This is a genomic window from Olleya sp. Hel_I_94 (assembly GCF_007827365.1).
Classification (GTDB): Bacteria; Bacteroidota; Bacteroidia; order Flavobacteriales; family Flavobacteriaceae; genus Olleya.
The window spans coordinates 619,382-635,282 of sequence record NZ_VISI01000002.1 but is presented as its reverse complement, the minus strand read 5'-3'; the positions used below and the strand labels follow the sequence as shown (position 1 = coordinate 635,282).

13 protein-coding genes and 1 pseudogene are annotated in these 15,901 nt (G+C 32.4%); 6 read left to right on the top strand and 8 right to left on the bottom strand.

Annotated elements, in window-relative coordinates; all coding sequences use genetic code 11:
• Positions 1–29: 29 nt before the first annotated feature.
• The 7 genes from JM82_RS05875 to JM82_RS05845 form a co-directional block, all read right to left on the bottom strand.
• Positions 30–359 carry a hypothetical protein gene (locus JM82_RS05875; protein ID WP_145001792.1) on the bottom strand — a complete coding sequence of 110 codons (330 nt, stop codon included), beginning with the start codon at positions 357–359 and terminating at the stop codon, positions 30–32.
• Positions 360–851: a DUF6787 family protein gene (locus JM82_RS05870; protein ID WP_145001791.1), complete on the bottom strand. Its 492-nt coding sequence runs from the start codon at positions 849–851 to the stop codon at positions 360–362.
• A 36-nt stretch (positions 852–887) separates the two neighbouring features.
• A complete protein-coding gene (locus tag JM82_RS05865) occupies positions 888–1,319 on the bottom strand; it encodes a DUF6146 family protein (RefSeq protein ID WP_145001790.1) in 432 nt (143 codons plus the stop codon).
• Between the two features lie 101 nt (positions 1,320–1,420).
• Complete coding sequence (locus JM82_RS05860; protein ID WP_145001789.1) at positions 1,421–2,059, bottom strand: DUF937 domain-containing protein; 639 nt, start codon at positions 2,057–2,059, stop codon at positions 1,421–1,423.
• 122 nt (positions 2,060–2,181) lie between these two features.
• Positions 2,182–3,138, bottom strand: coding sequence for a D-2-hydroxyacid dehydrogenase (locus JM82_RS05855; RefSeq protein WP_145001788.1), 957 nt, complete (start codon positions 3,136–3,138; stop codon positions 2,182–2,184).
• Positions 3,139–3,149: 11 nt separating this feature from the next.
• The gene (gene serC / locus JM82_RS05850; protein ID WP_145001787.1) at positions 3,150–4,211 is read right to left on the bottom strand and encodes a 3-phosphoserine/phosphohydroxythreonine transaminase; all 1,062 of its coding nucleotides are present in this window, start codon (positions 4,209–4,211) and stop codon (positions 3,150–3,152) included.
• A 107-nt stretch (positions 4,212–4,318) separates the two neighbouring features.
• A complete protein-coding gene (locus tag JM82_RS05845) occupies positions 4,319–5,380 on the bottom strand; it encodes an acyl-CoA reductase (protein ID WP_145001786.1) in 1,062 nt (353 codons plus the stop codon).
• A gap of 78 nt (positions 5,381–5,458) precedes the next feature.
• Between JM82_RS05845 and JM82_RS05840 the strand changes: the two genes are divergently transcribed.
• Positions 5,459–5,812 (top strand): 4Fe-4S dicluster domain-containing protein, encoded by a 354-nt coding sequence (locus JM82_RS05840; protein ID WP_145001785.1) that lies wholly within the window; start codon positions 5,459–5,461, stop codon positions 5,810–5,812.
• 354 nt (positions 5,813–6,166) lie between these two features.
• Here JM82_RS05840 and JM82_RS05835 read toward each other — a convergent pair.
• Positions 6,167–8,976, bottom strand: a pseudogene (locus tag JM82_RS05835) (TonB-dependent receptor).
• Positions 8,977–9,205: 229 nt separating this feature from the next.
• Here JM82_RS05835 and ychF point away from each other — a divergent pair.
• The 5 genes from ychF to JM82_RS05810 all read left to right on the top strand — a co-directional run bounded on the left by ychF (position 9,206) and on the right by JM82_RS05810 (position 15,886).
• Positions 9,206–10,300 (top strand): redox-regulated ATPase YchF, encoded by a 1,095-nt coding sequence (gene ychF, locus JM82_RS05830; RefSeq protein ID WP_145001784.1) that lies wholly within the window; start codon positions 9,206–9,208, stop codon positions 10,298–10,300.
• 139 nt (positions 10,301–10,439) lie between these two features.
• Positions 10,440–10,850, top strand: coding sequence for an SRPBCC family protein (locus tag JM82_RS05825; protein ID WP_315897451.1), 411 nt, complete (start codon positions 10,440–10,442; stop codon positions 10,848–10,850).
• 103 nt (positions 10,851–10,953) lie between these two features.
• Positions 10,954–12,813 (top strand): DNA topoisomerase IV subunit B, encoded by a 1,860-nt coding sequence (locus JM82_RS05820; RefSeq protein ID WP_145001782.1) that lies wholly within the window; start codon positions 10,954–10,956, stop codon positions 12,811–12,813.
• Complete coding sequence (locus JM82_RS05815) at positions 12,814–15,486, top strand: DNA gyrase/topoisomerase IV subunit A (protein WP_145001781.1); 2,673 nt, start codon at positions 12,814–12,816, stop codon at positions 15,484–15,486.
• Between the two features lie 43 nt (positions 15,487–15,529).
• Positions 15,530–15,886 carry a hypothetical protein gene (locus JM82_RS05810; RefSeq protein ID WP_145001780.1) on the top strand — a complete coding sequence of 119 codons (357 nt, stop codon included), beginning with the start codon at positions 15,530–15,532 and terminating at the stop codon, positions 15,884–15,886.
• Positions 15,887–15,901: the final 15 nt, after the last annotated feature.

The following is a 15,901-nucleotide window of genomic DNA, read 5'->3' as shown; positions in this document are numbered from 1 at the left end:
AAAAAATTTAGTTTAAATAATTACTTATGTTAAACTAAAAAAGGAGGTCCTCGAAGCGAGTACGATAATTGCTGATGATTATACTTAAAGTTATATAATGTATTGTTTATTTTCAAGAAATTATCTTCTATATTTAATAAAGAAATTTCAAAAAAAGTATAGTATTGGGTGTTAAGTTTAAACTTGTAAAATTCACATTCTACATCAGTCTCATGCATGTGAGATGTTATATTGTCTGAACACACTTCATGCTTATGGTTTTCAAAAACATGTGTAAACTTTACAGCAGAAGGTAGCATTACAGCAAGTAGTAAAACTATTGCTATATATTTAAATGCTATGTGCTGTTGTTGTTTCAATTAATCTACGAATTTACCTAAACCAAAACGTCTTATCATCTTTTTTTCAAATTCCCAAAAGAATTTGTGCTGCCCTGACAGCCACCCAAAAAAGACTAACATTATTTGATAGAAAATTAGCCCAATGATAATATATAAAATCCAATAGACCACAATATTTAAGTTTTCTTTAGTAATTCCTAACCAATATATTATTGGTCTTCCTACAAATAAAGAAGAACTACCAGTAACCGCAAATACTATAAATATGCGTATCATTTCCCATTTATAAGTGACTTCCCACTTGTTTTCTAGTTTTTTAAACAGAAATAATACAAACTTTAATAATACTGAAGTGGTTATTATAGTAGAAGTAATAACTAAGAATATGTTGTTGTCAATCATTTTATTAGCAAGCTTATAGCTAGAATATGCTAGTGCTAAAAATCCTAATACAGGAAATAATAGTTGCCAATTTTGTTGGATTTCCCAACGTTTTTTAAATTTTTCCATTGCAATTTTTATCGTTGCAAAGATATAGAAAAGGCTTTAATTAGGAGGAATACGACCACCTAAAAGATTTTGTTTATATCTGTTTTGAAAATAAACAAAATAATTATACAACTTATAATTTACGTCATAACCATAATCTATGTTAGATTGGTAGTCGATTTGGAGTTCGTATAAGTTTGGGTTGTAGCGTTGTGGCTGTAATGCACGATTATTCCAGGCTGATACATACATTACATTTTTGTTTTCTAGATATTGTTGTGTATAATAGCCTTCCGGTTTAGCTACAGTTTGTAGCCAAGTATTAAAACCTGGCTCTATAATAATAATATCATATTCTGTTTTGTCACTTGATATGGTAATAGTATCACCAGGTTGAGCCAATGATAAATCTTTGGAACTAGCAACTTTATTGGTATTACAGCTAAAAGCTATCATTAATAATATAGCAAATAAAAGTATGTTTTTCATGCGCTTCTTTTTCTTAAAAATACAAAAAAATAAGTTGATGTAAGTCACAAAAAAAAAGCCAAACATAGGTTTGGCTTTATATAAATTATAAAATGAAAAGTTTATTTTCCAAAAAGACCACCTAATAAACCAGATAATCCTCCTTTTTTACTAGATCCACCACCAAGTACCATTCCTGCTACATCATCGATAATGCTACCATCACCATCTGCATCTAATATTTTTTCTAGAAAGCTTTGTTCGTTTTTAGTTTCGTTTCCACCAAGTAAACCACCAAGTAAACCACCTAAGTCATTTGTAGAGCTTACGTTGTTTTGACTTGCTTGTTTTCCTAAAACACCCATTAAAATTGGAGCTGCTACTTTTAATATGTTTGCAACTGATCCAGAATCTAAGCCAGATTTTTGTCCTATTACTTGTTGTACACCATCTCTTTTAGCACCTAATACATGACCTAAAATTTTGTCACCATCATTAACAACTTCTTCATTTACTCCACCTCCAAAAAGGTCTCCTAAATTATCTAATATGCTACCATTGTGCTTTCCTTTAATTGCTCCTAAAAGTCCTTCTGCACCTTCTGGTGTTGAAGCGTTACGTTCCATTGCTTTCATTAACACTGGTAAAGCCATTGTTAAAACGCTTCCTGTTCTGTCTTGGTCTGTTCCTGTTGATCCAGATACACCACTGATAATTGTTTTTCCTAAATCTGAGTTTAATAGGTCTAAAATTCCTGCCATTTTATATAAAAATTAATAGTTAATACGATTTGATAGTTGAAAAGTACAAAAAAAAGCCACATTTTAACAATGTGGCTTTTTATAAATTTCGTTTTAAATAAGTATACGTTAAAATGTATTGTTTATCCGTTTAAAAGTATATTCTTGATTTGAGTTGCTAGCTCTGTACCAATTCTATCTTGTGCTTCATTAGTTGCAGCTCCAATGTGTGGCGTTAAAGAAATTCTACCATTCATTAATAATTGTACTGCAGGAGTAGGTTCGTTTTGAAACGTATCCAAACCTGCAAATGCTAGTTTTCCGCTTTCAAGCGCACTTACTAAATCTACTTCATTAACAACACCACCTCTTGCAGCATTAATTATAGCAGATCCATCTTTCATGACATCAAACTCAGGTTTAGCTATAACGTAGTCTTTTTGTGCTGGTACGTGAAGTGTAACAAAGTCTGATTGTTTTAAAACATCCTCCATTGTTTCAGTTTTAATATTAAATGTTACTGATTGTCCATCAAAAAAGTCAACACTAACATATGCAGCTTCTATAAATTTATCTGCAGCAATAACTTTCATTCCAACACCTAAACCAATTTTTGCAACTTCTTGACCAATACGACCAAATCCAATTACACCAAGCGTTTTTCCTCTTAACTCAACTCCTTTAGCGTAGTTTTTCTTTAATTTTTTAAATTGCGTGTCACCATCTAAAGGCATGTTTCTGTTAGCGTCGTGTAAAAATCTTACTCCACCATATAGGTGAGCAAAAACTAACTCGGCAACAGATTGCGATGATGCTGCTGGTGTATTTATAACGTGTAAGCCTTTTTGTTTGGCATAGTCAACGTCTATGTTATCCATTCCGACACCACCACGTCCAATAATTTTAAGATTAGGACAAGCGTCGATTAAATCTTTTCTTGCAGTTGTAGCGCTTCTTACTAGTAAAACACTAATGTCTTTATCGTTTATGTAATTAATTAACTGCTCTTGGGCTACTGTTGTTGTGTTAACTTCAAAACCTGCAGCTTCTAAAGCGTCAATTCCGCTTTGTGAAATTCCGTCGTTTGCTAATATTTTCATTTTCAATAATTTTATGCTTTACTTTCTAATTCACTCATTACTTCAACAAGTACTTTAACGCTATCTAAAGATAAGGCGTTATACATGCTTGCTCTGTAACCTCCAACGCTTCTATGTCCATTTAATCCACTAACGCCAGCTTCTTTCCACATGGTGTCAAAAGTTTCTTTTAAATCTTCATTAACTAATGTAAAGGTAGCGTTCATGTCTGATCTGTCTTCTTTAGCTGCAAAACCTTTAAATAATGGGTTTAAATCAATTTCAGAATACATTAATCTTGCTTTTTTGTCATTTTCTTTTTCGATAGCTTTAATACCACCTAAATCCTTTAACCACTGTAATGTTAACATAGAGGTGTAGACTGCAAATACAGGAGGTGTATTAAACATACTGCTTTTGTCTATATGTACTTTATAGTCTAACATTGATGGTATTTTACGCGATACTTTTCCTAAAATATCTTCTTTAACAACAATTAGGGTTGTACCAGCTGGTCCCATGTTTTTTTGAGCTCCTGCGTAAATTAAGTCAAATTGAGAAAAGTCTAATGAGCGTGAAAAAATATCGCTACTCATATCACATACTAATGGGATTGGTGATTTAGGAAAACTTTTCATTTGTGTTCCAAAAATAGTGTTGTTGGATGTACAATGAAAATAATCATGATCTTCTGGAATATCAAAACCTTTTGGAATATAATTATAGTTAGCGTCTTTAGAGGATGCTACTTCTACAATATCTGCGTAAATTTTAGCTTCTTTAATAGCCTTGTCTGCCCAAGTTCCTGTGTTTAAATAGGAAGCTTTTTTTTCTAATAAATTTTGAGCGACCATTAAAAATTGCATGCTTGCTCCACCTTGTAAAAATAAGGCTTTGTAGCCTTTACCTTCTAGGCCTAATAACTCTAATGCTAAAGCTCTAGCTTGTTCCATCACATCAACAAAGGACTTACTTCTATGCGAGACTTCGATTAGGGATAATCCGTTATCAAAATCTAATAAAGCTTGTGATGCTTTTTGTAATACTTCTTGAGGTAATACGCATGGTCCTGCGCTAAAATTATGTTTTTGCATGGTTACAAATTTAGTTTTCTGGTAATACAGAAATTATCTTATTTTATCAATTAACAAAGGTGCTAATTATTGATTTAAATTAAGTTAAGAATTTAATAATTTATCCTTTAGATTTTTAATAAAAATGCAATTGTGTCAACATCGTCTGCGTAATCTGAAAGTTCTGGTTGTTGTGTTTTTCCAAACGAAACTTCTGAATCATCAAAATTATTAGCGACAATACATTGTATTAAATCTTTATCAAGTTGTAATTTTTGTTTTAAAGTTTCGATAGAATCATAATACTCATAAAACACAGTAGCTATTGGTGATGCGTAGCTTTGGTCTTCTTTAATCATTAAAAAACCATTTTCTAGCATATCAAATTCACTCATTATATATACTGCTTTATTATAGTCGTAATTGTTAGCGTATTTGGCTTCGTTAATAATCGGATTCCATTTATACATGGCATTAAAAAAAGCATCAAAATTATAATCTCTAGGTATAAACATTTTAGAAACATTTCTGCAACCTAAACCATAGTATCTAAAAATATCATCAGATAAGGCGTCTAACTGTTCTGGTGTTTCAGACCCTGTTAATATTGCAGCCGAGTTTCGGCTTTTTCTAATTATTGAAGGTTTATTCTTAAAATAAAACTCAAAATAGCGTGCTGTGTTATTGCTTCCTGTAGCAATTACTGCGTCAAAGTTTTGTAATTTATCTTCTGTAAAGGTTATTTTTCCTTTTAAATCTGGAGTTATATGTTCTAAATATTTGGCTAAATAGGGTAGAAGGTGTTTGTCGTTAGAAGATTGTTTTACTAATACGGAATGTCCAGTTAGTAAAACACACAAAAAATCATGAAAACCTACTAACGGAATATTACCAGCCATAATTATGGCAACGGTTTTAGGATTGGTAGTCGTTAAATCGTACTTTTTTAACCAATTTTGAAGCGTTGCTTTAGTTAATTGGTCACTCCAACCTTTTAAAGCATATTGAATATTTTGTTGTGTAAACCAACCGTTATGTTCTTTTGCTAACTTGATTTGATGTTTAAAACCATCAAAAAACAATTGATTATGTAATATGTTTTCTTTTTTCTCAGGACTTTCTGTAGTAAATTGACTAATAAAATGGCCTAATTGTACAAATGCTTCCGTTATGTGATCTTTGTTACTCATTATTATTTGTATAACACCTTTTTTGGCTTTATTTTTGCACCACAAAGTTAAGTAAACAAAAAAGATTAAAAATACGCTATGGCAATTATTATAACAGACGAATGTATTAACTGTGGAGCTTGTGAACCAGAATGCCCAAATACAGCAATTTATGAAGGTGCTGATGATTGGAGATATAAGGATGGAACAAGTCTTAACGGTAAGTTAGTGTTAACGGATGGTAAAGAAGTTGATGCAGATGAAGCACAAGAGCCTATTAGTGATGAGATTTATTACATTGTACCTGATAAGTGTACAGAATGTGTAGGTTTTCATGAAGAGCCACAATGTGCAGCAGTTTGCCCAGTAGATTGTTGTGTACCTGATGATGATCATGTAGAGAGTAAAGACACTTTATTAGGAAAACAAAAATTTATGCATCCTGATGGATAGTATCTGTTAGAAACATAAACTTGATATAAACTAAATTAAACCTAAGCACTGTCTTAGGTTTTTTTTATGCTATTTTTTGAGCCACTACAGCTTAACAATCAACATATAAGCTGGCTTGTCAATACACTCTTATACCTTAAAATTATTAAGGTATAGTAGAAGTTTCCACTCATTTTTATAATTAATAAATATTCAATACATAGCATCATAAATCTTCTCAAATCCATTTAAGTATAAACTATGCATAATTTATTTAGTGTGTTAATTAACTTATTAATGGAATAATACTAATTAAAGATAAAAAAAATACTGCTCGAGAAGAGCAGCATTTTTGTGATAAAACTATTTTAAATATTAAAATTTATAGTTTAAAGATAAATTAAACATTGTCCCTAGTTGACTAAAATGGTAACCATCATAAGTCATTTGAGAGTAACGTTGGTTAAATGTTATTAAATCTGATTGATTTTGAATCTCAGTTTGACCAGTAGAGGTTATTGATGTATCGTTAATTATAGCTTCACCAACAGCATTTTCAGCTTTGAAGCTCCACTCTGGAAGTACATTTAAAATGTTATTAATGTTAAAGGCAATAGTTAATTTGTCAGAAGCGCTGTAATTGATACCTAGGTCTGTTACAATTTTAGGTGTAAACTCAGTACGTAAATTATTATCTAATCCTTGTTGTTTAAATGTTGTTTTTCCAAAATAGGTGTTGTTTAACGAAAGTCCAAATTTGTTAATTTCATAGTTAGCACCAAGGATCCATTTAGTTTCTGGTCTAGAAGTAAAAAATAAAGCTTCTTGAGTTGCGTTTACTACAGATTGACCAGCTTGTGCCACTAAAGGTATGTCTTTAACGTCACCATCTCTTTCGTTTTGGAAAGTGTAGTTTCCTGATAAATTTAAATCCAAGTCTCCATTACCAATTTCAATATTTTTTTTGCTTAATACTACATCAATTCCAGATGTTCTTGTGTCAATTGCGTTAGAGAAAAAGCTTATATCTGATAAGTTGTTATCCCTTAAAATATCGTCTAAAGGTGTTGTACCAATATTATTACCATTAACGTCAAAAGCTGTACCTGTAATTTCTGCACCTAATACAATTCTGTCTTTTACAGAAATATTATAGTAATCTAAAGTAAAGCTAAAATTGTTTTCAAGTTTACCACCAAATCCAATTGTAAAGTTGTTAGATGTTTCTGCGTCTAAATTAGGGATTTCTAATAAAGTTGCTTGAGTGGATACATTATTAGCTAATCCACCTACAACAATTGCTCCACCTGGTTGAAAGAGTATTGCGATTTTTGTGTATAAATTTGGTGTAATGTAGGCGCTCTAAACCCAGAAGAAACTGAAGCTCTTGCTGTAAATTGATCGTTTAACTTTAATCTAGAACTAAGTTTGTAAACAAAGGTGTTTCCAAAATCTGAATAATTTTCTGTTCTAATTGTACCACTTAAAAGAAAAGCGTCACTTACGTCATAATCAATTGAAAAGTAACCACCAAAATTGTATCTATTAAATTTACCTGAGTTTTGAGGAGTATTTCCGGCAAAAGAATCTGCTCCACCACCTTCGTAAGATGCAGCACCACCTTCGATTACTTCAAAAGTTTCGTTTCTAAACTCTGTACCAAATCCAATACTTACTTTATCGGATAATACTCTAGAGATGTCAATGTTACCAACGTTATGTGTAAATCTAGTTCCTCCTGGATCAAAAGATTGTGGACTATTAGCTCTGTATAATTCTACAGCTTCAAACTCTCCTGTTTCAGGATTGTAATTTGCTGTATAAACTTCATTTCCGTTATGAGATTGATTAACTTTATAAGTTTGCGTATTTCCTCCTGTAGTATAACTTAAATCAACGTTCCAATCGTTTATTTTAGTTCTTACTCCAACGGTACCATTGTAATCGTTTAATAAACCTTCAAAGGTTGGTACATATCCATCGTATCCATTAGTTGTATTTGGATTATTTCCAGGAAAAAAATCTGCTAAATAAGCATTGTCATCGTTTAAAGCCCTCCAATATGGTGTTCTGTAATTAGCAAAGCTATTTACTTTTTTATAAACGTAAGCTGCGTTAAAATAAAGCTCTGTGTTTTCAGCTATATCTAACCCACTATTAATTAAGAATTTTGAAGCTGCATTTTCAGGAGAACCATTAATATTTCCTGCATCTGGACGACGAGATAAAAATTCTTGAACAAATCCTAAATCAGCATCAAATCCTAAATCAGCATCTGCTTCTGCTACAGCATTTACTGTTCCTGGTCTATTTGCTAAATTAGTTTTAGAAAAATCTATAGTGTAATTAATAAAACCTTTATCACCTCCAATTGTAGAACCATTATTTACAGCAATTCCAATCATTTCTCCATCACCTTCACTAGTAATTCCACTTCTTAAAGTTGCGGATCCAAAATTTGCATTGTCTTTTAGTATAATATTCATTACACCAGCAATAGCATCAGAACCATATTGAGCAGACGCACCATCTCGTAAAATTTCTACACGTTTAATCGCGTCTGTAGGTATGGCAGAAATATCTGCACCAGTTTCTCCACGTCCAGGAGACGTTTGTGTGTATAATAAAGCACTTAAATTTTTACGCTTTCCGTTAATTAGTATTAAGGTTCTACTAGGACCCATGTTTCTTATTTCATAAGGATCTAATAAAGAAGTCGCATCATTAACAGGTGTTTGTACTGTGTTAAAGGAAGGTATTCTGTACTGTAGTGCTTTGTCAAAGGTAGCTTGACCAGTGGATGTTAGCTCTTTTGTGCCAACTACGTCAATAGGTAATGCGCTGTCTACATTACTTCTGGGAGCTGTTCTAGAACCAACCAATACAACTTCGTCTAATGCTTCACCACTTGATAATGTAACATTAACTGTAGACTGTCCGTTTACGGATACTTCTTTACTTTCATAACCAACGTAACTAAATACTAAAGTAGCATTGCTTGACACGTTTAATGAGTAATTACCATCAAAATCCGTTGTTGTTCCATTAGAGGTTCCTTTTTCTACAACATTAACTGTAGGTATGCCAAAACCATCGTCACCTTTAACGGTACCAGTTACATTGGTTTGTGCACTTGCAAATCCTACAGTGAGCAGAAGTAAAAACAATAATTTAAGTTTTTTCATATTTAAACATTTTAAGTTGATTAGACGCTAAATTATGTTAAAATTTTAACAAAACCGTGCTGTTTTATTAAAAAATTGATAAAATTTGTAAGAATTTATCAGTGTTTTTGTTAAATATTAGGCGTTATTATTAGGTTTTTCTAAAGTGAATTAAATATAATACAACTGTAATTTAGTAAATAAGATAGTACTATATTTGCAGCCTTAATTTGAAATAAATTTTCTTTACATGAAAGCAGGAATTGTAGGATTGCCTAACGTTGGTAAATCAACATTATTTAATTGTTTATCAAATGCAAAAGCGCAAAGTGCTAACTTTCCGTTTTGTACTATAGAGCCTAACATAGGTGTAGTAAATGTACCAGACCCAAGATTAGAAAAGTTAGAAAGCTTGGTTAATCCAGAACGTGTATTACCAGCAACTGTTGAGATTGTTGACATCGCAGGATTAGTAAAAGGAGCAAGTAAAGGTGAAGGTTTAGGTAATCAGTTTTTAGGAAACATTAGAGAAACAGATGCGATCTTACATGTTTTACGTTGTTTTGACAATGATAACATTGTGCATGTTGATGGCAATGTAAATCCAATTAGAGATAAGGAAACTATCGATATGGAATTACAATTAAAGGATCTTGAAACTGTAGATAAAAAACTAGAAAAAGTTAAACGTGCTGCAAAAACAGGTAATAAAGAGGCTCAAAAAGAAGAGGCTTTGTTACTAAAGTTAAAAGCTGGTTTAGAAGCAGGTGTGTCTGTTAGAGCTTTAGAGTTTACAGAAGATGAATTAGAAGAATTTGTTAAGCCATCGCAACTAATAACTGGAAAACCTGTATTATATGTTTGTAATGTGGATGAGGATAGTGCTGTCTCTGGAAATGCTTACGTAGATTTAGTTAAAGATGCTGTTAAAGATGAAAATGCTGAAGTATTAGTATTAGCAGTTGGAACAGAAGCAGATATTAATGAGTTGGATGATTATGAAGAGCGTCAAATGTTTTTATCAGATATTGGACTGGAAGAGCCAGGATCTGCAAAATTAATTAGATCTGCTTATAAATTATTAAACCAACAAACTTACTTTACAGCAGGAGTTAAGGAAGTTAGAGCATGGACTATAAATGTCGGGTCAACTGCACCACAGGCTGCAGGAGTAATTCATACAGATTTTGAAAAAGGTTTTATTCGTGCCGAAGTGATTGCTTATGATGATTATGTTACTTATGGTAGCGAGTCAAAAGTTAAAGAGGCAGGTAAAATGAGAGTAGAAGGTAAAGGATACACTGTTAAAGATGGAGATGTAATGCATTTCTTATTTAACGTGTAAGCCCACTAAAATAAAGTTTTTACAACGCCATAATGATGCATTTCATTATGGCGTTTTGTATTTTTACAGTAAAGTAATTAATATGCCTTTAATACAACTTAAAACAGTTATCCATGCGAGTTTGAAAACATGTTTTGATTTGTCCAGAGATATAGATTTTCATAAGGATTCATTAAAACACTCAAATGAGAAGGCTATTGCAGGTAAAACCTCTGGTTTAATAGGTTTAGGAGAATCGGTAACATGGGAAGCTACCCATTTTGGAATCCGTCAGCAACTAACCTCCAAAATAACACATTTTGAATCGCCTAAATACTTTGTTGATCAGATGGTTTCAGGAGCATTTAAAAGTTTTAAGCACGAACATATTTTTAGTACAAAAGGAGAAGATACCATAATGATTGATATGTTTTATTTTCAGTCGCCTTTTGGCATTTTAGGTAGATTGGCTAACGTGTTATTTTTAACTAGTTATATGAAAAATTTGCTTGAAACTAGAAATCATTTTCTAAAAATTAAGGCCGAAATCATACAAAATCAACAATCTTAACACTAATAGTTATACATTGTTAATTACTTTATCTATGCAGTGTTTCATTTTTTAAAGGGTTATATTATATTAGCAACGTATCTCCAAATTGCATCAAAATTTTATGTCAGAACAAACTAAATATACCGAAGATAATATACGATCACTAGACTGGAAAGAGCATATACGTATGCGTCCAGGAATGTATATTGGAAAGCTTGGTGACGGATCGTCTCCAGATGATGGTATATATATTCTACTTAAAGAGGTGTTAGACAACTCCATTGATGAGTATGTCATGGGAGCAGGGAAGACCATAGAAATTTCGATACAAGGAAGCAAAGTTATTGTTCGCGATTATGGACGTGGTATTCCTTTAGGTAAAGTAGTGGATGTTGTGTCTAAAATGAACACAGGAGGTAAGTACGACTCAAAAGCCTTTAAAAAATCCGTAGGATTAAATGGTGTCGGTACAAAAGCAGTAAATGCATTATCATCTTATTTTAGAGTAGAGTCTTCTAGAGACGGTAAAAGTGCTTCTGCAGATTTTGCTCAAGGTAATTTAATGGACGAGGAGTTTTTAGAAGAAACAACGCGTCGTAAAGGTACCAAGGTGTCCTTTGTTCCTGATGATATTATATTTAAAAACTATAAATACAGAAGTGAATATGTAGTAAAAATGCTTAAAAACTATGTTTACCTAAACCCAGGATTGACTATAGTTTTTAATGGAGAAAAATTTTATTCTGAAAACGGATTAAAAGATTTATTAGCAGAAAAAATTGCTGAATCAGACTTGTTATATCCAATCATTCATTTACGTGGTGATGATATTGAAGTCGCTTTAACACATAGTAAAACACAATATAGCGAAGAATATAACAGTTTTGTAAATGGTCAAAATACCACACAAGGAGGTACGCACTTAAATGCCTTTAGAGAAGGTTTGGTAAAAACCATTCGTGACTTTTTTGGAAAACAATATGATGCTTCAGATATACGTAAGTCCGTTGTAAGTGCTGTAGCTATAAAGGTTATGGAACCTGTTTTTGAAAGTCAAACAAAAACAAAACTTGGATCTACAGACATGGGAGGAGAGTTACCTACTGTTAGAACCTATGTTTCAGATTTTCTTAAAACACATTTAGATAACTATTTACACAAAAACCCTGAAACAGCAGATAAGCTACAACGTAAAATTTTACAAGCAGAACGTGAACGTAAAGAGCTGTCAGGTATTAGAAAATTAGCAAAAGACAGAGCTAAAAAAGCGAGTTTACACAATAAAAAATTACGCGATTGTCGTGTGCATTTTGGTGATATTAAAAATGAACGTAACTTGGAAAGTACCTTGTTTATAACAGAGGGAGATTCGGCATCAGGAAGTATCACAAAATCTAGAGATGTAAATACACAAGCGGTATTTAGCTTAAAGGGTAAACCTTTAAATTGTTATGGATTAACAAAGAAGATTGTTTACGAAAACGAAGAGTTTAATCTCCTGCAAGCTGCTTTAAATATCGAAGAGTCGCTGGAAGATTTAAGATACAACAACGTCGTTATTGCAACAGATGCCGATGTCGATGGTATGCACATTAGATTATTATTAATCACTTTCTTTTTACAATTTTTTCCAGAAGTAATTAAAGAAGGTCATTTGTATATATTACAAACCCCTTTATTTAGAGTTCGTAATAAAAAAGAAACCATTTACTGCTACTCAGAGGATGAACGTAGAGAAGCAATAGAAAAACTGAAACCAAAGCCAGAAATTACTCGATTTAAAGGTTTAGGAGAAATTAGTCCAGATGAGTTTGTTCACTTTATAGGTGAAGATATTAGATTGGATCCAGTAATGTTAGATGATAATATGTCTATTGAAGAGTTGTTGTCATTTTATATGGGTAAAAACACACCAACAAGACAAGAGTTTATTATTGATAATCTTAAAGTTGAACTTGATTTAATTGAGGAGGATAAATAGATGATAGAAGAAAACGACGACCTAGCTAACGACAATTTAGAAAACTTAGACAATCAAGAACCTCAAGAAACCATTACCAGGATTACTGGTATGTATAAAGAATGGTTTTTAGATTACGCATCCTACGTAATTCTGGAACGTGCAGTTCCAGCAATAGAAGACGGATTTAAACCTGTACAACGTCGTATCATGCATTCCATGAAGGATTTGGATGATGGACGTTATAATAAAGTAGCCAATATAGTTGGACATACCATGCAGTATCATCCACATGGAGATGCAAGTATTGCAGATGCTATGGTACAAATTGGTCAAAAAGACTTATTAATAGATACACAAGGAAACTGGGGAAACATCCTAACAGGAGATCGTGCAGCAGCAGCACGTTATATTGAAGCCCGAATTTCTAAATTTGGATTAGACGTTGTCTTTAATCCTAAGATAACAGAATGGCAAGCGTCCTATGATGGTCGTCGTAAAGAGCCTGTGAATTTACCAGTAATGTTTCCTTTATTGCTTGCACAAGGAGGAGAAGGTATTGCTGTAGGATTATCAACAAAAATATTACCGCATAATTTTATTGAGTTAATTGATGCGTCTGTAAAACATCTACAGGGTAAACGCTTTACATTGTTTCCTGATTTTCCAACAGGAGGTATTGCAGATTGTAGTGACTATAATGATGGATTGCGTGGCGGAAAAGTACGTTGTCGTGCTAAAATTAGTCAGTTAGATAAAAACACATTGGTTGTTAATGAGTTGCCTTTTGGTACTACAACCTCTTCATTAATAGATTCGATATTAAAAGCTAACGACAAAGGAAAAATTAAAATCAAAAAAATTGAAGATAATACTGCTGCAACAGTAGAGATTTTAATTCATTTACCTTCTGGTTTGTCTCCAGATAAAACCATTGATGCCTTATATGCATTTACAGCCTGCGAAAGTTCAATTTCGCCTTTAGGCTGTGTTATTGAAGATAACAAACCACTATTTGTTGGTGTGACAGAAATGTTGCGTCGTAGTACAGATAATACTGTAGATTTATTAAGACAAGAGTTAGAAATTAGACTAGGTGAGTTTGAAGAGCAATGGCACTTTGCGAGTCTTGAACGTATTTTTATCGAAAATAGAATCTATCGTGACATTGAAGAAGAAGAAACTTGGGATGGTGTTATTGAGGCTATTGATAAAGGATTACAACCACATACAAAACATCTTAAACGTGCAATTACAGTAGATGATATTACGCGTTTAACAGAAATTAGAATAAAACGTATTTCTAAATTTGATATTGATAAGGCGCAACAAAAAATTGATGCTTTAGAAGCGCAAATAGCTGAGGTTAAACATCATTTAGCAAATTTAATAGACTATGCAATAGCGTATTTTATAAGACTTAAAAAAGAGTATGGTGAAGGTCGTGAGCGTAAAACAGAACTACGTGCGTTTGAAGATGTGGATGCTACTAAAGTAGTAATAAGAAACACCAAATTATATGTAAATAGAGAAGAAGGTTTTATTGGTACATCACTAAAACGTGATGAGTATGTTTGCGATTGTAGTGATATTGACGATATCATTGCTTTTACTGCAGATGGTAAAATGATGGTTACCAAAGTGGATAGTAAAACCTTTATAGGTAAAAATATTATACACGTAGCAGTCTTTAAAAAGAAAGACAAGCGTACCATTTATAATTTAATTTATCGTGATGGCACAAAAGGTCCAGCGTATGTTAAGCGTTTTGCTGTAACGTCTATTACACGAGATAAAGAATATGATTTAACTAACGGAAACAAAGGCTCTAAAACCTGGTATTTTTCTGCTAATCCAAATGGAGAAGCTGAGGTAGTTTCTATTAGTTTACGTCAGGTTGGAAGTATTAAAAAGTTAAAATGGGATTTAGATTTTGCGGATATTTTAATTAAAGGTCGTGCGTCTAAAGGTAACGTGGTGACTAAACATGCTATTAAATCTGTAGAGTTAAAAGAAAAAGGAATTTCGACTTTAAAGCCAAGAAAAATATGGTTTGACGACACTGTACAGCGTTTAAATGTTGACGGTAGAGGTGAGTTAGTTGGCGAGTTTAGAGGAGAGGATAAACTGTTAATAATAAATCAAAAAGGTATAGTAAAAACGGTTACTCCAGAGGTAACGCTTCATTTTGATGATGATATGATTGTCTTGGAAAAATGGTTGCCTAAAAAGCCTGTATCTGCTATTTATTATGATGGAGAAAAGGAGCGATACTATGTTAAGCGATTTTTAATTGAAAATGAAAACAAAGAAGAATCCTTTATTACAGATCATCCTAATTCGCAATTAGAAATTGTATCTACAGACTGGAAACCTGTTGCCGAAATTGTTTTTGCTAAAGAAAGAGGTAAAGATAGAAAGGATAACGAAGAAGTGAATTTGGAAGAGTTTATCGCTATTAAAGGGATTTCTGCTTTAGGAAACCAACTAACCAAAGACAAAGTAAATGCCATTAATTTATTAGAGCCAATTCCTTATGAAGCTCCAGAAGAAACTCCAGCAGAAGACATAGAAGTGAAGGAGGAGGAGAATATTTCTAAAAAAACAGAATCTAAAACAGATGAAATATCTAGCAAAGATGATGATAATCAGGAATATGGGTTAGATGATAAGGGTCAGGTGACTTTGTTTTAGTGTTGCCATTCATTGCGGAACGCGCTCAAAACCTAAAAATTAAATGAAAAATAAATTTGGATTTCAAGTTCTCATAAATGGAAAAAAAATATGTCGAGCTGGATTTGAAAATGAAAACACTATAGTTACCTGTATTCTAGATTCTGTAAGACGAGAAAAGGATAATTCAGAAGAATTAAACATCTCAATTAGCGGATTAAACTCGGATACTCAACAACACGCTAATTGGTTTAGTAATAAATTACAGGAAGGTGATAAGATTTCTATAGAAATAATATCTAACAATTTTGATACTCCAATTTCAATAAGTAAAGTTTACTCAGAAAAAGATATATTATCCCAAAAATTAAAATCTTATCATAAATTAAAGGAGGAATTAAAAGATTATCTGAAGGAATAAAAACTAAGCAAACAT

Coding starts and splice junctions, on each gene's coding strand:
- JM82_RS05855 (WP_145001788.1), bottom strand. CDS start 3,138: ATGAAAATATTAGCAAACGACGGAATTTCACAAAGCGGAATTGACGCT.
- JM82_RS05860 (WP_145001789.1), bottom strand. CDS start 2,059: ATGGCAGGAATTTTAGACCTATTAAACTCAGATTTAGGAAAAACAATT.
- JM82_RS05865 (WP_145001790.1), bottom strand. CDS start 1,319: ATGAAAAACATACTTTTATTTGCTATATTATTAATGATAGCTTTTAGC.
- JM82_RS05810 (WP_145001780.1), top strand. CDS start 15,530: ATGAAAAATAAATTTGGATTTCAAGTTCTCATAAATGGAAAAAAAATA.
- JM82_RS05820 (WP_145001782.1), top strand. CDS start 10,954: ATGTCAGAACAAACTAAATATACCGAAGATAATATACGATCACTAGAC.
- serC (WP_145001787.1), bottom strand. CDS start 4,211: ATGCAAAAACATAATTTTAGCGCAGGACCATGCGTATTACCTCAAGAA.
- ychF (WP_145001784.1), top strand. CDS start 9,206: ATGAAAGCAGGAATTGTAGGATTGCCTAACGTTGGTAAATCAACATTA.
- JM82_RS05845 (WP_145001786.1), bottom strand. CDS start 5,380: ATGAGTAACAAAGATCACATAACGGAAGCATTTGTACAATTAGGCCAT.
- JM82_RS05840 (WP_145001785.1), top strand. CDS start 5,459: ATGGCAATTATTATAACAGACGAATGTATTAACTGTGGAGCTTGTGAA.
- JM82_RS05815 (WP_145001781.1), top strand. CDS start 12,814: ATGATAGAAGAAAACGACGACCTAGCTAACGACAATTTAGAAAACTTA.
- JM82_RS05870 (WP_145001791.1), bottom strand. CDS start 851: ATGGAAAAATTTAAAAAACGTTGGGAAATCCAACAAAATTGGCAACTA.